This is a genomic window from Niabella aquatica, assembly GCF_054779315.1.
On the sequence record NZ_BAAGYM010000019.1, the window covers coordinates 14,121 to 34,017 of the forward strand.

13 protein-coding genes are annotated in these 19,897 nt (G+C 41.3%); 7 read left to right on the forward strand and 6 right to left on the reverse strand.

From position 1 onward, the window contains the following. Positions 1-31: 31 nt before the first annotated feature. Together mazG and ACYVBM_RS15280 are read left to right on the forward strand one after the other, a co-directional pair. On the forward strand, positions 32-814 hold the full coding sequence (gene mazG, locus ACYVBM_RS15275; protein WP_460686552.1) for a nucleoside triphosphate pyrophosphohydrolase: 783 nt from the start codon (positions 32-34) through the stop codon (positions 812-814). Between the two features lie 3 nt (positions 815-817). Beyond that, positions 818-4,555: a sensor histidine kinase gene (locus ACYVBM_RS15280; protein ID WP_460686553.1), complete on the forward strand. Its 3,738-nt coding sequence runs from the start codon at positions 818-820 to the stop codon at positions 4,553-4,555. A gap of 58 nt (positions 4,556-4,613) precedes the next feature. Here ACYVBM_RS15280 and ACYVBM_RS15285 read toward each other — a convergent pair whose 3' ends face one another. Together ACYVBM_RS15285 and ACYVBM_RS15290 are read right to left on the reverse strand one after the other, a co-directional pair. After that, entirely contained in the window at positions 4,614-5,288 is a 675-nt protein-coding gene (locus tag ACYVBM_RS15285) for a dioxygenase family protein (protein WP_460686554.1), read from the reverse strand. A gap of 67 nt (positions 5,289-5,355) precedes the next feature. Beyond that, positions 5,356-6,201, reverse strand: coding sequence for a LytTR family DNA-binding domain-containing protein (locus tag ACYVBM_RS15290; RefSeq protein ID WP_460686555.1), 846 nt, complete (start codon positions 6,199-6,201; stop codon positions 5,356-5,358). Positions 6,202-7,739: 1,538 nt separating this feature from the next. Here ACYVBM_RS15290 and ACYVBM_RS15295 point away from each other — a divergent pair. The 3 genes from ACYVBM_RS15295 to ACYVBM_RS15305 are packed head-to-tail and all read left to right on the forward strand — an operon-like array spanning position 7,740 to position 12,917. After that, positions 7,740-8,285 carry a TlpA family protein disulfide reductase gene (locus ACYVBM_RS15295; protein WP_460686556.1) on the forward strand — a complete coding sequence of 182 codons (546 nt, stop codon included), beginning with the start codon at positions 7,740-7,742 and terminating at the stop codon, positions 8,283-8,285. A 23-nt stretch (positions 8,286-8,308) separates the two neighbouring features. Beyond that, positions 8,309-11,515, forward strand: coding sequence for a SusC/RagA family TonB-linked outer membrane protein (locus ACYVBM_RS15300; protein ID WP_460686557.1), 3,207 nt, complete (start codon positions 8,309-8,311; stop codon positions 11,513-11,515). 10 nt (positions 11,516-11,525) lie between these two features. Then, positions 11,526-12,917, forward strand: coding sequence for a RagB/SusD family nutrient uptake outer membrane protein (locus tag ACYVBM_RS15305; protein ID WP_460686558.1), 1,392 nt, complete (start codon positions 11,526-11,528; stop codon positions 12,915-12,917). A gap of 124 nt (positions 12,918-13,041) precedes the next feature. Here the strand turns inward: ACYVBM_RS15305 and ACYVBM_RS15310 are convergent, their stop codons facing one another. Beyond that, positions 13,042-13,461: a hypothetical protein gene (locus tag ACYVBM_RS15310; RefSeq protein WP_460686559.1), complete on the reverse strand. Its 420-nt coding sequence runs from the start codon at positions 13,459-13,461 to the stop codon at positions 13,042-13,044. A gap of 424 nt (positions 13,462-13,885) precedes the next feature. Between ACYVBM_RS15310 and ACYVBM_RS15315 the strand changes: the two genes are divergently transcribed. Together ACYVBM_RS15315 and ACYVBM_RS15320 are read left to right on the forward strand one after the other, a co-directional pair. Beyond that, positions 13,886-14,410: an RNA polymerase sigma factor gene (locus tag ACYVBM_RS15315; protein ID WP_460686560.1), complete on the forward strand. Its 525-nt coding sequence runs from the start codon at positions 13,886-13,888 to the stop codon at positions 14,408-14,410. A 39-nt stretch (positions 14,411-14,449) separates the two neighbouring features. Beyond that, complete coding sequence (locus ACYVBM_RS15320; protein ID WP_460686561.1) at positions 14,450-15,709, forward strand: FecR family protein; 1,260 nt, start codon at positions 14,450-14,452, stop codon at positions 15,707-15,709. A 65-nt stretch (positions 15,710-15,774) separates the two neighbouring features. Here ACYVBM_RS15320 and panB read toward each other — a convergent pair whose 3' ends face one another. The 3 genes from panB to ppk1 form a co-directional block, all read right to left on the reverse strand. Continuing rightward, entirely contained in the window at positions 15,775-16,590 is an 816-nt protein-coding gene (panB, locus tag ACYVBM_RS15325) for a 3-methyl-2-oxobutanoate hydroxymethyltransferase (protein WP_460686562.1), read from the reverse strand. 42 nt (positions 16,591-16,632) lie between these two features. Continuing rightward, positions 16,633-17,520 (reverse strand): Ppx/GppA phosphatase family protein, encoded by an 888-nt coding sequence (locus ACYVBM_RS15330; protein WP_460686563.1) that lies wholly within the window; start codon positions 17,518-17,520, stop codon positions 16,633-16,635. 148 nt (positions 17,521-17,668) lie between these two features. Further along, positions 17,669-19,729 (reverse strand): polyphosphate kinase 1, encoded by a 2,061-nt coding sequence (ppk1, locus tag ACYVBM_RS15335; protein ID WP_460686564.1) that lies wholly within the window; start codon positions 19,727-19,729, stop codon positions 17,669-17,671. Positions 19,730-19,897: the final 168 nt, after the last annotated feature.

Genomic DNA, 19,897 nt, shown 5'->3' on the forward strand with positions numbered 1-19,897 from the left:
TGAATACCATCTTATAAATTAATTTAGTGTAATGGCACAGAATGGGTTTGAGCGGCTCGTTGGAATAATGAATACCTTACGTGAAAAATGTCCCTGGGACAGGAAGCAAACCATACAATCGTTAAGGCAAATGACACTGGAAGAGAGCTATGAGCTCACAGATGCCATTTTAGACGAAGACTGGGATAACATAAAAGAGGAATTGGGCGATCTGCTCCTTCATATTGTTTTCTATGCAAAAATTGCTTCAGAAAAAAATAAATTTTCAATAGAAGATGTGGCTGATGATATTTGCGAAAAGCTGATCACAAGACACCCCCATGTATATCCACCTCCGCAACCGCAACAGGACTTATTAGAGGTTAAAAACGAGGAAGATGTTAAACAAAACTGGGAACGGTTAAAGCTGAAGGAAGGCAAAGAGTCGGTGCTGAGCGGTGTACCTGCTTCACTCCCCAGCATCATAAAAGCTATGCGGTTGCAGGAGAAAGCCAGGCAAGTAGGCTTTGAATGGGAAAATAAAGAGGATGTATGGACAAAAGTAGAGGAGGAGATCGGGGAGTTGCAGGAAGCCGTAAACCAACAATCGGCACACCGGCAGCAGGAAGAGCTGGGCGACCTTTTATTTTCCGTTATTAATTATGCACGGTTTTTGAACGTAGATGCTGATGCTGCCCTGGAAAGCACCAATAAAAAGTTCAAAAGAAGATTTACTGCAATGGAAGCCGTAGCTCGGAAAGAAGGGAAAAGACTGGATGATATGACACTTTCAGAGATGGATGCCATCTGGAACAGTATAAAAGCTGATAAATAAGAAATGAGCACAATCCGTCAAAATAAGAACTTCTGGGCTTATACCATATTCATTGCATCATTTATCTTATTTATCGGTTCATTTTTTTTTAAATCGTTTTCCTTTAACCAAACCAACCTGGATCAAAGGATAAAGGAGTTTGAACAAATCATTCATAAGCAGGAAGCGGATGCAGCAGCTGTGCTCAACGATACGGCCCTGGTAAAACGACTGGCGCAGGCAAGAGAAACAGTAAAAGACCTTGAATTTTTATATAATAAACCTTATTGTTTTTACGTATATAAAAAATCAAAAAGTGCAGAATATCTTACTTTCTGGAACACGGCTTTAATTATCATTCCCGACAGTACTTTAAAAGAAGTAAATAATGAAAAACTTCTAAAGCTGGATAATGGCTATTATTATGTAAAACGGATGCCTTATAAGTATGATACAGGCATTAACATATTCTGTGCTATCTTAATACAGTCGCACTTTTATAACGAAAATGCCTTTTTTCAGAATACTTTTCCCTTAAGCGCCCATCTTAACAGGCTTGCAGAGATCAGTAATACCCCAACAGATTACCAGGTAAAATCTTTGTCGGGACAAACCACTCTTTACCTTAAAGAGAAAGCAGGTGCCATAGTAAGCACTGACACACTGCCTGTAGTAGTAATAAGATTATTGAGCTGTTTTTTTATATTTCTTTCGATATATTTTATCCTGTTCAGGAACGTAGTAAGGCGCTATAAATCTGCAGATATTCCCCTGTTTGTGTTGATCATTCTTATATTCAGGATATTGCTCTATATTTTTCCGGGTACCTTTAATCTGGGCAGTCTCGACCTGTTTAAGCATGTTGCAGAGGCTAATCCTTTATTGCCCAGTCTTGGTGACTTGTTGATCAACAGCCTGCTTTTTTGCTGGATAGGAGTTTTTATCTGGAACAGGATGCGGCCTAACGGCATTGAAATACCTGTAAGGAAGCGAAAGATCCGGTGGTTGCCGGGCATATTTTATATCATGTTACTGTTGTTGCTTACTTTTTCCACGGTGAATGTAACAAGGAGTATCATTTCAGACTATAAAGTATCTTTTGATGTTACCAATTTCTTCAGCCTCAGTATATATACTGCTGTGGGCTTTATCATACTGGCATTTTTATCGCTTGGATTCCATTACTTTTCGCGCATTCTTTATCATTATATTTTCCCGGCTTTTAAAAACAACGGTTACTGGATTTATCTTTTAATTGCCACGGCGGGGCTGTCCTATACGGCTTTGATAACTTCTAAAGCCACGGAGATCTACCTGCTGTGTCTAGTATGGTTATTGTTGTATACTTTTTTATTCAACCATGAAGTAACGCTTAATAAACTTATAAGATTCAATATTTCAGGAACGGTGGTATGGATTTTTGTTTTCTCGGTCAGCATATCCATATTAATGCTTTCTGAAATCAACAGGGCCGAACTGGCCCAGCGGAAGACTTACCTGAAAAAGCTGGATACTACCAGTGACCCGGCTACCGAGCGATTGATGGGTATGGCAAATATTTACCTGGATAACGATTTTTTCCAGGATAATTTTAACCGGCTTTATAACCATGATGAAAATCAATACCTGCGCGACAGTATTTTATCTAATAATTACTTCAGGTATATTAAAGATTATAGAGGAACGTTATATTTTTACGATAGTACTAATGCGCCTTTATACAATGATGGAAATTTGTCTTATGAATCTTTAAACCACATCATCTCCCGTGATGCAGTAGCCACCAGCCTGCCCGATCTGTATGTATATGAGCCTTCTTACGATAATTTTGTTTATATCACGGTAAGAAGGGTTAAAAATGAAGAGGGCGCGTTAATAGGCTCTGTATTTATTTTGTCACAGCCAAAAAAATATACGCCGGTTACCATAACTCCCGAGCTTTTCCGGCAAAAAAAGGATTGGGAATTTTCCAATTCAGCGGTTTATAATTACGCAATTTATACCAATAAGCTTTTAACCTCTTCTTCTAAAAAATATCCCTTCACCTCAACCCTTGAAGGCGCTCAAATTCCCAAAACCGCATTCGAGCTAAGGGAAAATAACGGGTTTAGCGAGTTATGGTACCGGGCCAGCAATAAACGTATTATTGTAATGGTACGCAAAAATGAAAGGCTTCTTGAAACGATCACACTTTTCTCTTACCTGTTTTGTGCCTTTCTTTTTCTAGTAGCACTCATACAGATCATGTCGAACCTGATCAACCTGTTCCTTAACAGGGGACTGTTAAAAAAGCGGCTGCAATTTTCAACAAGCATCCGTGGGCAAATCCATAATACCTTTATCTTAATAACCCTCTTATCATTCGTAGTAATAGGTATAGCTACCATATCGTTTTTTACCCAACGTTTTGATGATGCCAATTCAGACAGGCTGGGCAGAACAATGAGTATTATGCTTAACGAAATGCAGTCGCATAAAGAACTTGGAACGCTCGTGTATGATAAAGATGATTCTATGCATACCCGGAAGCTGGATGAAATCATCAGGCGTGTGGCAGATATTCATGGTGTGGACGTGAATGTTTACAATATTAAGGGTATACTGATCGCAAGCAGCCAGCCCGATGTGTACCAGAGAGGTATTTTAAGTAAGCAGATAGATCCGCGTGCTTACTATTACCTGTTAAGGCTACGGCATATTGAGCATACACAGAAAGAAAAAGTAGCCGAACTGAAATATACCAGCATGTATGCGCCGTTGCGCAATGAGCAGGGCTCGCTTTATGGTTATTTAAGCATCCCCTATTTTATTTCAGAGCAGGTGCTTAACCAGGAAATATCAAGATTTTTAATCACACTGATTAATTTGAATGCCTTTATATTTTTAATTACCGGTCTGGTAGCATTGCTTATTACCAACCGTATTACTCATTCTTTTGCGCTTATAAGAGATAAATTGATGGAAGTAAACCTGTCCAGGAATAATGAAATGATCGTGTGGGAAAGAAATGATGAAATTGGCAGCCTGGTCTCAGAATACAACAAAATGGTAACCAAGCTCCAGGTGAGCGCCGATGCCTTGGCTAAATCTGAAAGACAGGAGGCCTGGCGGGAAATGGCAAGACAGGTGGCGCACGAAATTAAAAACCCGCTTACACCCATGAAGCTGAGCCTGCAGTATCTGCAAAAATCGATTGATAACAATAGCCCTAATGTACAGCAATTAACCGTGAGCGTATCTAAAACCATAGTGGAGCAAATCGACCACCTGTCAAAAATCGCTTCCGACTTTTCCCAGTTTGCCAATATCAACCAGGTAATAACAGAGATATTTGATCTGCATGAGGTCATTCAGCCATTAGTGGTTATTTACAGTAAGAATCCTGATGTTGAATTTATATGGAAGCCCCTCCCTCATCCTGTGAATATTTTTGCCGACAAAACACAGATGAATCGGGTATTTACCAATCTTTTGGGTAATGCTATAGAAGCAGCAAGGCCCGAAGGCAACTGCAGGATAGAAGTGTACGAGAGAATAGCCGACAAAAAGGTTTATGTAAGCATAAGTGATAACGGCGTAGGTATTGCTGATGCCATGAAAAACAAGATCTTTACGCCCAATTTTACTACCAAAAGCTCAGGCACAGGCCTTGGCCTGGCAATGTGCAAAACGATTGTTGAACAGGCGGGAGGAGATATCTCTTTTGAAACTTCTGTTGACAGCGGTACTACTTTTCATATAGAGCTTCCTTTAGTTGTTTGATAATGTGGCAGAAGAAAGTCATTCCAAACTGCTGAAGCTTTCTCATTACGGCACTAAGTTATATTATCACGGAAGCCATTTTCTTCGGATAATCAGGAATATTCAACCCCAAAATGATATCGTGCTCGGCAACCTGCAGGCCGTCTTTACGCCGCACGCTTACAACGCCGCTTCCACCACGCTTTTCCTGGGGGTATTTTTTAAAATGGGCGGTCAGTAACGGGTCATCGTCAAAATTGAGCTCATCGGTGTAATATTCGTTGGCAACATCCGGCTCTTTAACGGATAAATGAATGTGTGCGGGCAAAACAGCATCAGGGTAGGGGGCGGGGCGGATGGTGCGGATGGTATATTTCCCATCTTCACCGGTTTTAACCCAGCCACGGATATGCCCGTGGCGTTTTACCCGTGGATCCATTCCCGGTGCCGGTGCATAATACCCGTTGTTATTGGTTTGCCAGTAATAAATGATCACGTTTGCGGCGGGTGTTTTTCCGTCCAGCTGAAAAACCGTTCCGGTAACCACCAGCTTTTGTCCTTTTTCATTCCAGCCGGGACTGGTATCAACCGCATGCAAATTTTCCGGCATCCCGATGTACATCAGCTCACAACCGTCGCAGCCACCGCCAACGGTTGGATTATTTTCTTTACGTGAGTTTTCATTGACCTGCCCGTTGCAGCTTACAAATACCAGGGACAGCAGCATCAGTTTACCAATCATTCGTTTTTTCATTGTCCAGCTTTTTTACAAAATGACAATGAAAACTGCTGATTTGCAACTAAAGTAAGCCAGGGGGAGTTTATTTTGCTGTAAGCGGAGGGCGTTCTGAAAAAAGGAGCTTGAACTGCTTTGCATAATTACGGCTCACCCTCAAAACCGTATCGTCCCGGAGGGTGATATCGTAATCCCCGTTTTGCCGCGATTGCATGGAGACGATCTGATGGATATTCACGATATGGGATTTGTGAATGCGTACGAACCGGCGACCATCCAATTGGGCTTCCAAAGATTTCAACGTACCGGTATGCAGGTATTTCCTGGAACAATGAAAAATGTTTACATAAGGCGGATTGGCCGAAATATAAAGAATATCCTTTACGGCCAGTACGGACTTTGTATGGTTACCGTCAGCAATCAAAATGGAATCGATGCACTGGTTCGCTCCGGGTTTTTCTGCCACTGCCTCCGGTATTGATGCCGGTTGATTTTTTAGATCCCAAAGCCGGTAAGCCGCCAACAGGAATCCATAAATGAGCACCGTTTTTATAAAATAAGCCGATAAGCCGAAATGAAAGGTCTGCCCGTAATCAAACGTATGCGTAAAAAATGCTTTTGAAAGTACCCAGACCAGGGCCGGATATAGCAGCAAATGGAGGGCAATGGCCACACCGGCAAGCAGCAGCCGGGGAATTGCCTTCGCCGTTTTACCCGCCAGCTTTATCGCCACTGCCAGCAAAGGAGGGAACAACACCCAGTAAGAGCTGAAGAGCAGCGATTCTGAAAAATAGAAGGCACTGTTTTGAAAACGGGTAAATACATAATCCAGCACTACGTTGACCGCTATCAACAGCACCAGACAGGCTGTGAACATGTGCTTCAGCCTCGGCCTGCTTTGAAAAGGGGGATAGGATACCTGAAAAGTCAAATTCGTCTTTTTATCTAATACAAGATAGCTTAAAACGGGCAATTGGCAATTTTTTATAGGGTGTTTACCGCAGATCGGGGTCATATCCCGGTATGGGGTAGCGGGAGATACAGCTTTATACCCCTCCTGCAATCAAAAATTTTGTAATTAAATGGTTTGATTACAATCAAGTGGGATATGCTGAATAAGATGCTTATTGTTGCAAGAAAAGCATTCAAAGTAGGGCCACTTGTTATATTACCAGCAGATTGCTTCCGGGGGGTTCGAATCCCTCTCTCTCCGCAAACTGCATTGATTATCAATGCGGTTTTTTGTTTACAGCTCTCTATTATTGTGGTGTATATTTTCATTGTACTTTTTTGATTCCCATTTTACTCATTAAGGTACGCTTACACCGGCAATATTCTATTTTTTTTAAATTGACTATAATGTTACTGGTTTTCATCAAAATTTCTAGGAAAAAAAGAAAAAGTTAACATGAAACACTGCTGAAGCATATTGGTATTCCTGAGCCGGCAATAATTTCTTCCACAGGCTTTCCCCAATGCAGCCATGCGCGTTGCCAGCCAGGGGGCACCTTGCCATAATGTAACGGTAAAACTGCGCTGCCGGATCGCTTCATGAAATACTAAAAAAAATTAGTATTTTAAAGTTGATTGATAAAACTTATTATGAAGGGTAGGAATCTGGGAATTTGCGATGAAAAATTAAGCCCTAATCCCGCAAGGGCCTCAATCGATATCGTAAAAGATTCGTAATAGCAACAGGAGTGCAGATTTTTTTGAATTTCTGATTTTTCGAAGATTTTTACCAAAAGCCAGGTTTGGTTTCTTAATTTCTTCATTTATTATTTTGCCTTGTAATTTTCTAAAGACATGAGGATCCTAATTTAGAAAATTTCCACGGTCGTAAATAACCGTATTAAGATATTATGTTTATTTTCCATTTTCAAACGATTTAAGTAATGATGTAAATAGTATTTTCGCGACTACTTCATAAAAATATTTGAAGCATTCGCTTTGAGTCTCGCATTAGAAAACTGGTAATTTTTAAGATGAAACGAGATGATAAGTAGAATGCCCACGTTACGGCGTGGGCTCTCTTATACGTTTCAGGGTATACCAGTACCTCTAATGCGGTAAGTTGAGTACCACGCCATTTTTATTGCTTGTGGCGTGTACCCGACTTTCTAAAGAGACTCATCTAAATCAATGCAGGATGGGTAACGCTATGCCATATTACCAATCATTTTCGCCTGTGATTAGCTTTAGGGCGCTGGAGGCATTTCTGTATGCCTGCAAGCCAAAAAATCCTATATAAAAAGCTGTGTTGCTTCTTGCTATACGGGGATTTTTACGCTGAGTTTCAATATAGGAAACGATGGTTGTACATAACGATGGCCGGATAAGGAGCAACGGCCGCCGGGCGGTGGGCAAAGGCTGTTCTCATGGGCCTTATGCCTGCCCAACCCGGCTTATAATTACTCTTCTGCTTTGCAGAAGAACGGGAGGTTTTCTTTAAACTTAAACAAATACGCAATGAAAAAAACAACGCTGTTGGGCGTAATGGCAGGATTATGCCTATATGTGAATGTCGCTGCTCAATCCTATAGCAATTTTCATATAGGGCAAAGGCTTGAAGATATAAATCTGGGGAAATTTTTGCGCTATAAACAAAGTACAGCCAACCTATCTGAGTTTAGCAACAAGTTAATCATTCTTTCTTTTTGGTTCAGGCATTGTGGTAGTTGCATCAAAATGTTCCCTAAAGAAGATTCTTTACAGCAAGCGTATGGGGACAGGTTACAGATAATACCTGTAACACAGGAATACAAAAATGATGTTGAAGACTTTTTGAATTCCTGGGAAAAACGCAATGATCGTAAACTAATACTTCCTTATATAGTCGAAGACTCCATTCTCACAAACCGTTTTCCCAATGCCACCTACCCATATTATATATGGATTAATGGGGACGGCTATGTAATGGCATTCACTTCCAGTAGTATGCTTACAAAAGAGTTTATAAGTCTAGCGCTTGAAGCAATGCATAAAAGAGTAGCAAATCGAAAGAAAATACATTAATCAGTATACCCAAACTTATTTCAATGACAGCCAAAACAATAAGAAGAATTTTAGTAATGGTAATTTTAGGACTGCCATATTATGGTTGGACCCAAAAAATAATTACGGTTTCGGGGACTATTGCTGATAATGAAAGCAACGGCTTATTGAATGGGGTAACTATTACTTCACAGCTATCCGGGAAAAGCGTAAGCACTAATATTGCAGGGTACTTTATTTTTAATAATTTATCTGAAACTGATACGCTACTGGTTAGTCATAGCAATTATGTTACACAAAGGATTATTATATCTAAAGTTACCCATCCGGTTCAAATACTTCTTCAAAGAGATAGCAGGCAACTGGAGGAAGTATTTATAAATACAGGTTACCAGAAACTTAAACCTAACGAGCTGACCGGTTCTTACTCCCAAATTGAAAATAAATTATTATCAGAACGGGTAAGTTCAAATATTACAGACCGGTTAAACGGAATTGTCAGTGGACTGCTATTTGTTTCAGGGCAGTCAAAACCAACCGGGGAATTGGGAGGAATTGTTTTACGTGGTTTAAGCACGATAAATACTAATTACGAGGCCCAGGAGCCACTATTAGTTGTTGATAATTTTCCATACGAAGGCTCTTTGGCAAGCATCAATCCAAATGATGTTGAATCTATAACCGTACTAAAAGATGCTGCCGCAACGAGTATCTGGGGAGTTAAGGCAGGAAATGGGGTTGTTGTAATTACTACCAAAAAAGGTAAGCAAGGTAAAGCCAGATTATCGCTCTCAGGAAACCTTTCAGTTACACGCCAACCTGATTTATACTATATGCTGAAAATGCCTTCAAGTGAATATATAGATCTGGAAAAATACTTATTTGACCAGGGGTACTATAACGCCCTTATTTCCAGCACTAATATTAATGCAATCATCTCTCCTGTTGTAGAACTTCTTGCAAAAGAAAGAAACGGCTTACTTACTGCTGAACAAACAAAATCGGCTATAGATCAATATAGGAATAAAGATATACGAAAGGACCTGCATAAGTATTTGTATCAGCAGGGATTATTACGCCAGTATGCTTTTTCCTTGTCGGGAGGTAGTGAATCCATAAACTATTATCTCTCGGGGGGTATCGATCAATCAACATCATCCGTAATTGGCCAGCGGGGGCAGAGAGCTTCTTTTAGAAATACAGTTAATATACGGCCGGTTAAACGGGTTGAAGCGCAGATTGGAGTCGCTTATAGCAGGCAGGACAACGTTAGTAATACCTTACCTAACCCAACAGCGCTTGCAAGTTGGCCTTACGCCCAGCTTGCTGATGACAACGGTGTTCCGCTCTCGCTGCCTAAAGACTACAGGGAATCTTATACCGATACTGCCGGCAGGAATGTTTTGCTTGATTGGAAATATAGGCCGCTGAATGAGCTGAAACTTTCGGATAATACGACCAGGATTGAAGATCTTGTTATAGCTGCTACAACTTCTATAAAGTTAAGTAAATATTTTTCCGCAGATATCAAATATCAATACCAGAGCGCAGTTACAAGTGGCAGAATATACAATAACGTAAATACTTATTATACAAGAAACCTGATAAATTTATATACATCACCCGAAAAAACTTATAATGAAAGCAGTATTCCTTACGGAGGAATTTTAGTCACAAATAATAGTACATTGTTCAATCATTCCGGCCGGGGACAAATTAACTATGCAAAAAAATGGCGTGTAAACAGCCTGTTGGCATTTGCAGGGTGGGAATTACGTCAGACCCGTCAGGATACCAAAGGCTATACTACCTACGGTTACAATGACGATGTACTCACTTATAAAAATGTTGATTTGGTAAATGTTCAACCCTTGTTTACAGGAGGTTCGGGCTCCGTTCCATCAGGCACTTCATTTACATCAGGAATTAACCGCATCGTTTCCTTCTTTTCAAATGCGGCTTACTCTTACAATGAAAAGTATTTGATTTCACTTAGTATGAGGCGTGATGCCTCCAATCTTTTTGGCGTATCAACCAATAATAAATGGAAACCACTTTGGAGCGCCGGGTTAGCATGGGATATGGCCAAAGAAAAATTTATTGAAGCCGGTTGGTTGTCTGTATTAAAAATAAGAACCACCTATGGTTACCAGGGAAATGTTAATAATGCACGCGCCGGCGTGTTAACCATAAAGTATGGTAGGGTGCCAACAAGTGCTAATAACCTCATCGGTGCCATAATTGATAATGTACCTAACCCTGGCCTGAAATGGGAGGAGGTTAGGCAATTCAATCAGGGCATAGATTTTAGTTTCTTTAAAAGCAGGTTTTATGGAAGTGTTGATTTTTATTTTAAAGACTGTAGAGATTTAATAGCGGAAGTAGCTGTAGATCCAACCATAGGTGTAGGTTTAACTACTGTAAAAAATGCTGCGCGTTTACATACAAGAGGCACTGACTTTAACGCAACAGGTATAATTTTAAGGGGGCCGATACAATGGAAGGCCACTGTTGTGGCTGGGCATACTGTTGACAAGGTAGTTAAATATTATAGCGGATCTTCATTAGTATCCACGTACATCAATAATGGTTATTTTATTACACCGATTGAAGGGAAACAGGCCTATATGATTATCAGCTATCCGTATAAAGGTCTTAACGGGCAGGGAAATCCACAAGGCTTTTTGAATGGACAGGAAACTACCTCATATACAGATATAACCCAGAATAGCACTTTAGATGATTTAATATACTCGGGATCAGCGCGACCGTTATTTTATGGCGGATTAAGAAATGAGTTTAACTGGCGAAATCTTTCTTTATCCCTTAATGTAACTGCCAGCCTTGGACATTTCTATAAACGCAATAATTATATAAACTATACAGCGCTTTTTAAGGGAGATATAAGCGGCTATACCGATTATCTGAACCGGTGGCAGCAGTCAGGAGATGAATTGAAGACCAATGTCCCATCCCTGATTTATCCGGCCAATACCAATCGTGATAATTTTTATAGAAACTCTGCCGCGATAGTTGAAAAAGCCGGTACAATCAAACTGCAATACATAACATTTAGCTACACTGTAACGAAGCAAGAGTATCCCCAATTCCCGATAAATAGGTGCTATTTGTTTGTAAACGTCAACAATCTTGGTATTATCTGGAAGGCCAGCGAACAAAAAATTGATCCTGATACAGGAGGAGCACCATTACCTGTAAATTATGCAATTGGTTTAAAAATTGAATTATAAAATATAGAAAATGAGAAATTATTATTTTCCTCCTTTACTGCTGCTTATAGTTTTTATACTATCGTTATTATTTATGTCTGGCTGTCAAAAATTCTTAGATGTAAAACCTGATAAACAGCTGGTAGAACCCAGTATTGCAGAGGATTTACAAGCGATGCTGAACTATGAGGCAGGTATGAATAATGGTTATCCTGCGCAGGCCGAAATATGGTCGGACAACTACTGGTTATCAACAGACAACTATAATTCTTTGACGACAGATAATCAGCTAAGATATTTATGGAATACTGAAGCGACGTCTGTTATTAATGAGTCTAGCTGGTGGGAATGCTATGAGAAACTTTTCACCGCAAACCTTGTAATAGAATATGCCACAGACCTGTTAAAAAGAGATGCAATGGATCCAAAGCTAATCAGTGTGCTGGGCCAGGCATACTTCTTCAGGTCATGGATTTTATACAATATTGCCTTAATATGGACGCCTCCATATAATGCTGATTCAAACAATAATGATCCTGGAATCCCTTTAAGATTAGCATCGGATATAAACGCAAAGACTACTAGGTCAACATTAAAAGAAACATTTAACCAGATTCTAAGTGATGCCCGAAGAGCTTCTGAATTATTAGGCAATAAGATTGTATATAAAGTACGCCCGTCGAAGCCGGCAGCATTTGGCTTATTGGCAAAAGTATATTTGTACATGGGCGACTCTAAAAATGCTGGTATTTATGCAGATTCCTGCCTGGCTATTTATGACAGCCTGATGGACTACAACTCCCTGAATGCCTCCGCCAATGCTCCCATCCCGCTTCAAAACAAAGAAATATTATTTAATGCGCAAACAAACTCCGGAACAAATAACAGGCCTATTACTTATCAATTTGCAAAAGTTGATACTTTACTGTTTAAAGAATATGCAGCCGATGATTTAAGGAAGGTAATATACTTTGGGAGAAACAGCGATAATAGTTACTATTTTAAAGGCAATTATAATAATTTAAGAACCGCAGCAAATTTTAACGGGATTGTTGTTGATGAAATATACCTTATAAGCGCCGAAAGCGCAGCAAGACAAAAAAAATACACAGTTGCAAGAGAGCTCCTGCATAAATTATTAAAAACGAGATGGAGAACACAATCACTTTCTTCTTTCAACGATTTAACCGGTGATGAACTTCTGGATAAAATAATGCAGGAAAGAAGAAAAACGCTTTGCTTCAGATCCGGAATTCGCTGGTCGGATCTAAAAAGATTTCAGTTTGATGAAAGGTATTTTACCGAACCGCAAAGAAATGTAGCCGGTAAAACGGCAGTTTTGAAAAAAGGAGATGTAAGGTATGCTGGTCTGATCCCCCAAAGCGTAATACACGCTACCGGGATAGAACAAAATGCGAGGTAAAAAAGAGCGTGTATCAAAAGGTTTTTGAAGACTCTGAGAATCGCGTATTTGATAACACACTCCATTACCTTACCGAATAAAAAGAGGCTGTCTCGGACTTCTGAGACAGCCTCCTTTAAGAAAATTATTCATCCCTCAGGAAAATTACCTCTTTGTATTCATCTTTATTATTTGATAAAGCATATGCTATATCAGTTTGAAGTGCCGATAAATCAGGCTGGCTTGTAGAGGGGTTAAGCGGATCTTGTGCCGGAGCAATTATACTGCACATTACAGTATTGCCGCTTTCGCACGAAGGAGTGGTATGTGTTGAATAAGAGTAATTGGAGGCTGTTTGGGCTTCTGTAATATCTCCCGGATCAGCAGAAGGATTAGAGAAATACCAAACATATGTAGTAAGCATATTCCTCTCCGGTCTTTTTACGGGTATTTCTGATATTGATTGATTTACAGATTGGAAAGCAAAAAATCCAATAGCAGCAATTATCAAACCTATAACCGGCAATATCAGTTTTATAGTCCGCAGACTTTTATTTGTTGTCATTGTTTTAAATTTGAAATGGTAAAAAATGTTTACTGCGCTAAAACAGTGCGTGCATTTTACAGGGTATGCCATGCACTAACAGGGCATACCCTTTCTTCGTAAGCAGCCCGCACGGTTCCCCGTGATCAGGTGCCTGGCTTTATAGGGTGTACTTGGCTTCATATTTTAGTGTTTATTCTGCAGGGTCACAGCCCGTAAAAGCAAGCATTTCCCGCAACCCTTCAAATCTTTTTTTTGAGGATCTTATTTTACATCAATGGTAAAATACCGGGAGGGATTGCTTAACTTAGTACTGCTACAACTACTATTCTAACTGCCCTCTGCAATACATATCGTAAGAAAAACAGGAAAGGACTACAAAGCGTACGATTTTTTTAGCTTTTTACTGTTCACCCTGTTATGCATTAACCAAATCAAAACAACCATGTTTAAAAAATTATTACCGGCAGATGAAAGGGAATTTGCAGGTATTATCAAAAAATACGGCCCGTGGATCAAACGCCGGATCTTAAAATGGCTGCCCGATGCTGCCCTGGCGCAGGAACTCGTACAGGATGTGTTTGTGCAGCTCTGGAAAGACAGGGAACAGGTAGCCTTGCTGGCAAACCCCATTGGCTGGCTATATACCGTGGCCCGCTATAAAACCATTGATAAAGTGCGTGCAGAAATGAAATTCCGCACCCACCGGTTGCAGGAAGATGAAACCGCGTACGGGGTTCCGGCCGGTGATCCGGGGGCAGAAGAAGATACCGAGTTGCTGTTGAAGCTGTCTGAAGGATTACAACAGATCCCCGAACGGCAGCGCCAGGCGCTGCTGCTGTTTGCAAACCGGAACCGGACAATAGAAGAGATTGCCCGGGAAATGAACATAACCGTATTTACTGTAAAAACGCATCTCGCACGTGCACGCAGCCACCTGCGGCAATACCTGAAAAATACTGGATACTGATTGTTCTTTAACCGCATTATGGATATAAAATCATAAACAATGGAACCGGAAATTAAAATAAAGGCATTAATGAAAAAATACATGAACGGCAGTATTACACCCCGCGAACGGTGGGTACTAATGCAGTTGTGGGACCTGTACGACACTGCCGAGCTGGTACAACTGATGGAGGAAGCGGGTGCCGGCCTGCCGCTGCAGCCAATGGAACTTTTTTCCCAGGCATCAGCCGAAGCAATGGCGCACGCCATTGTGAAGCAATGCAGGGCAGAAGCTGCGGCCAAAGCCGCAAAGCGAAGGTCGTTGCGGCTGAAATGGCTGAAGGGTATAGCGGCCTGTGTGTTGCTGGCTGCAGTGGCCGTATGGGCCTTACAGTTGATCAGAGACCGGCAATACAAGGCGGCCTGTAACATTACCGGAACCAACGGAGATGTACCTACCAGCGGCTTTTACGCAGAGCTTAAAGCCGGTAATGAAAACTGGCGGCTGGACAGCAACCAAACGGGTTTGTTGCGCCGGTACAGGGGTATGGAGTTGCATAACAGTGCAGGCCGGGTTACTTACAGGCACAACGGTATCGATACAGGAGCAGGTACACTTTTGGGGGTGCAGGAAATATATACAGCTGCGCAACAGCAATACCGGGTACAGCTGCCCGGTGGCGTGCAATTGCGGCTGAACGCGCAAACCCGCATACGGCTGGAAAGCGAAAGTAACGGCAACAGGGTCCTTACCGTTACATTATTGCAGGGAGAGCTTTTTGTACAGCATAGCGGCAGCATACCTTTCTTACTGTATACGACAAACAGCGCTTTTCAAACAGGCAATAGTGACTTTGATGTACGGATACTGCCCAACGCAACCCGGGTTGTCGTAACACGCGGTAATCTGTGGGTAAGGGATATGCGTACCGGTAATAGTGAGCAACTGGCTGTAAACGATGCGGCCGCGGTGCTTACCCTGCGGTGGGGTAACCTGTTAAAAGATACCCTTATTACACACCGGGGTGTTAATACGGCGCCGCTGGTAACCTGGAAGCAAAGAAGCCGGGAATACAATAAAGTGCCCCTGCGGCAGTTTGTGTACGATATGGGACAATGGTACGGCATCCGGTTTGATAAAACAGAGTGCCTGCCCGAAAAAAATATCAGTGTACGGCTTTGCTATAAGGCCCCGCCTGAAGAATTTATTGCGGCGCTGGAGCAGAACGGCATAAAAGTGTACCGCACTTTAAAAGGTGGATATGCTTTTTGCGATCCCGGCCCGTTTATTAAGAACGGGCGGATATCCCTGCGGCAGTAATGGCTTAATGTAAATGTGCAATACCATAGGCCCTAAGTCGGCTTGCCTTGCAACCGGAGCTTTAGCTAATACTGCTCCGTATCGTTGGGGAAATCAGCGCTTTTTACATCATTAATATAGCTTTTTACTGCTTCGGATGCCTGCTCAAAAATGTTCAGGTACTGCCTTAAGAATTTTGGCTTAAATTCAGTATTAATGCCCAGCATATCATGCATTACCAACACCTGGCCATCGCAATATTGACCGGCGCCAATTCCAATTACAGGAATGTGCACACTTTCAGTAACTTCTTTTGCCAGCAGCGCAGGTATTTTTTCAAGCACCATTGCAAAGCACCCGGCCTCCTGCAAAAGCCGGGCATCTGCTTTCAGCCTGGCCGCTTCGGCCTCTTCCTTGGCGCGAACAGCATAAGTGCCGAATTTATAAATGGATTGAGGCGTTAAACCCAGATGTCCCATTACCGGGATACCTGCCGAAACAATTTTCCTGATAGATTCCACCACTTCTTCACCTCCCTCCAGCTTAATGGCATGCGCACCGGTTTCTTTCATAATGCGGATAGCCGATGCCAGCGCTATTTCGGAGTTAGACTGATAGGTGCCGAATGGGAGGTCTACTACTACCAGGCACCTGTGAATGGCTCGTATCACTGATGAGGCGTGATAGATCATATGGTCGAGCGTAATAGGCAGGGTTGTTTCATAGCCTGCCATTACATTAGAGGCCGAATCGCCCACCAGTATTACATCAATACCGGCGCCGTCAATTATTTTTGCAAAGGAATAATCGTAAGCGGTAAGCATAGCAATTTTTTCCCCTGCCTGCTTCATCATCATCAGCGTGTTGGTAGTTACGCGTTTTACTTCTTTATTTACTGACACTTTTTTATTTTGAAATTTGTTTTTTAGTCTGCAACTGTTTGTTTACAGTCCACTCACCAGCTCATCATATAAAGCATGGATCAGGCCATCTGCCAATCCTATTTTAGGAACTAATATTTCATCGGCTCCTGCCCATTTCAGTACATTCACATAAATCAAAAGGGCCGGAACAATCACATCCGCCCGGTCTTCGCGCATTTTATAAAGACTCATCCGTTCCTGCAAGCTAAGGCTGCTCATTTCTTTATAATAATCGCGCAGCAAATCTACGGGCAGGGGCTTGCCTTCTTTTCTTTTGGATAAAGAAAAAACTTTATTGATGTTACCGCCACTGCCAATGGTCATTACTTTTTTTGCCCCTTTAACCTGTGCTTTAATAACTTCCTTCATTTCTTCCCACTGCGCTTCTTTTACCTGCTGCTTTAAAAGCCTGATGGTGCCGATATTAAAAGATTGTTTAAAAACCACTTTGCTATTCAGAAAAAAAGTCAGCTCTGTGCTTCCTCCACCCACATCAATATATAAATACAGGATATCTTTTTCGAGGCCTTCAGCTATATGGGTTTCATATATCATAGAGGCTTCTCGATCGCCGGATATGATCTCTATTTCTATTCCTGTTTCTTTTTTTACACGTTTAAGAAGATCCTGGGAGTTCGTGGCATCGCGCATAGCAGAAGTGGCGCAGGCTTTGAGATGTTTTACATTATAAGCAGCAAGCAGGTTGCGGTATGCTTTCATGGTCTCTACCAGGCGGTCGGCCCTTTCTGCAGAAATTTCCCCCGTTTCAAATACATCAAAACCTAATCTCAGAGGTACCCTCACCAGGTTAGATTTAATAAATTCCGGTTGCTTTTTTTTATCCAGAAACACATCTGTAATTAATAATCTTGCTGCGTTGCTCCCTATATCAATGGCTGCGAGTTTCATGCTACAATTTTAGTATTTCTTTTGCTAACACAAAAAATTAAGGCGCATAACATTTCAATGATTTGTGTACTCACGAATAAGGGCGGCTAACACGTGGTGCGCATCAGCACGCATCAATACAGGAATAGAAACTGTTATGGTACCAAAATTAGTACGTTTTGCCAGCAAGATAATTATAAATCTCCTCCTGTGATCTTACTATTTTATTATTCTTTCTCTTTACATACTTATTATCCAGCTTATTATTTAATATCCTGGCTTTGGTATTGTCTTTAAGCTGTATGTTCAGTATATCGATCAATTCTTTTTTGAAAACCTCGTTTTTAACAGGGCAGGTAGCTTCCACCCTGTGCTCAATGTTCCGTATCATCCAATCAGCGGAAGATATAAATACTTTTTCATCGCCGCGATTGTGAAATACCCATACTCTTGCATGCTCCAGGTATTCGTCAATAATGCTGATCGCTTTAACCGGTTGCCTGAACTTTTTGTTTTCTGTATGCATACAAAAAATACCTCTTACTATTAACTTAATTATTACGCCGGCTTTTGCTGCATCCGTCAGCTTTTCAATTAGCTTGGCGTCTGCCAGCGAATTCATTTTCAGGGTAATTTCTGCATGATATGCTTTGCGTGCCGCATTTATCTCGTTATCGATCAGCCTATTCAATTCTGTTCTCAGGTAATGAGGACTGGGGATGAGTGTACGGCATTTCTCGAGATAATGCTGCCCGGTCTCGGGCTTCTCCAGGAAGTTGAAAATACGGTTCACATCGGCCATAATAAACCTGTTAGATGTAAGCAGGCTGTGATCGCCATAGATCCTGGCAGTTTTTTCGTTCACGTTTCCCGTACTTACAAAGCCGTAATGGATCACTTTACCTTTAACCCGTTTTTTGATAACACAGATCTTGGAATGGACCTTCATGTCCTGGATACCCGTTAATACCCTGGCGCCTCCATCTATCAGCACCTGCTGCCATTGCAGGTTAGCTTCCTCATCAAAGCGGGCTTTCAGCTCCATCATTACAGTAACAGTTTTACCATTTCGTACTGCATTTACCAAGGCATTGATGATTTTTGATTGCGATGCCAGGCGATAACAGGCAATTTTTATAGAAATAACATCCGGGTCAAATGCCGCTTCGCGGATCATATCAATAACCGGTGTAAAGCTGTGGTAAGGAAAATGAAGCATCACATCTTGCTTCATGAGCACATCGCTAATGCGTTGGTCTTTCAGCAGGGGATGCAGGAAAGGTTGCCGGCGTTTGGGCCTGCCCGTAAACACCTGCGAAGGAAAATCCATAAAATGCCTGAAATTGTGGATGCTGCCTCCGGGAGTAATATTATCTTTTTTCGACAATCCCAGGCGTGCCAGCAGGTATTCCAAAAAACCGGGATCTATATTTTCATCATAAGCCAGCCGTATAGGTTTTCCTTTCTTCCTGTTTTTTAAACCCTTTTCAAGCTTTTGTATAATAGTAGCAGTATCGGAGTTATCAATATCCAGTTCAGCATCTCTTGTAAACTTAAATACATTGGCCTGGAACTCATCATAGCCCATAAAGCTGAAAATATCCGGAAGGTTGAATTTAATGGCATCTTCCAGCAACATAATATCGTGCGTACCTTCTTTAGATGGCAATACAATAAAACGACTGCCCAGGGCAGTTACGGGTACTTCAATAATGGCATACTTGCGGGCTGACCTGTCGGTAGATTTTGACATAACAACACCCAGGAAAATGGATTTATCCCTCAGGTTGGGAAACTTTTTGATGTTCTCCACCATCAATGGTACAATATTGGCGCTTATTTCATTATCGAAAAAATCAAGTATAAACTTCTTTTGCTCTGCATTAAGCTGTTTATCTGTTTTAAGAAAGATATTGTTCTTATTCAGCTCGGCCAGCACCTCAGACCATATTCGTTCAAAAGCCACCTGGTGTTCGGCATTCAGCCGCTGCACTTCGTCCAGTATCTTTTGCGGATTTTTTTCGGAGTGCATTCTCATTTTGGTTTCTATTTGCAGCATTCTTTTCAGGGAAGCTACGCGAACCCTGAAAAACTCATCGCGGTTATTGGAAAAAATACCCAGGAACTTCACCCTTTCTCTCAAAGGCACGGTTTTATCTGCGGCTTCCTGTAACACGCGCTCGTTAAACGACAGCCAGCTTATATCTCTTGGAATTAATTTCAATATCATCAGATTTAACATTTGAATATAAAGAAAATATCCGATAAATATAGGTGTGCATTTTTAATCAACTCTCAGGAATCGTTTTAAGTAATTATTATCTTTTATCACACAATATAAGTGGTTCGGTCATTAGCATTTTAGGCGCAGCCTTCCGGTAGTTTTGGCAAGAATTTA

Coding starts and splice junctions, on each gene's coding strand:
- ACYVBM_RS15315 (WP_460686560.1), top strand. CDS start 13,886: ATGTTTAAAAAATTATTACCGGCAGATGAAAGGGAATTTGCAGGTATT.
- ACYVBM_RS15310 (WP_460686559.1), bottom strand. CDS start 13,461: ATGACAACAAATAAAAGTCTGCGGACTATAAAACTGATATTGCCGGTT.
- ACYVBM_RS15295 (WP_460686556.1), top strand. CDS start 7,740: ATGAAAAAAACAACGCTGTTGGGCGTAATGGCAGGATTATGCCTATAT.
- ppk1 (WP_460686564.1), bottom strand. CDS start 19,729: ATGATATTGAAATTAATTCCAAGAGATATAAGCTGGCTGTCGTTTAAC.
- ACYVBM_RS15300 (WP_460686557.1), top strand. CDS start 8,309: ATGACAGCCAAAACAATAAGAAGAATTTTAGTAATGGTAATTTTAGGA.
- ACYVBM_RS15280 (WP_460686553.1), top strand. CDS start 818: ATGAGCACAATCCGTCAAAATAAGAACTTCTGGGCTTATACCATATTC.
- ACYVBM_RS15305 (WP_460686558.1), top strand. CDS start 11,526: ATGAGAAATTATTATTTTCCTCCTTTACTGCTGCTTATAGTTTTTATA.
- ACYVBM_RS15320 (WP_460686561.1), top strand. CDS start 14,450: ATGGAACCGGAAATTAAAATAAAGGCATTAATGAAAAAATACATGAAC.
- mazG (WP_460686552.1), top strand. CDS start 32: ATGGCACAGAATGGGTTTGAGCGGCTCGTTGGAATAATGAATACCTTA.
- ACYVBM_RS15330 (WP_460686563.1), bottom strand. CDS start 17,520: ATGAAACTCGCAGCCATTGATATAGGGAGCAACGCAGCAAGATTATTA.
- ACYVBM_RS15285 (WP_460686554.1), bottom strand. CDS start 5,288: ATGAAAAAACGAATGATTGGTAAACTGATGCTGCTGTCCCTGGTATTT.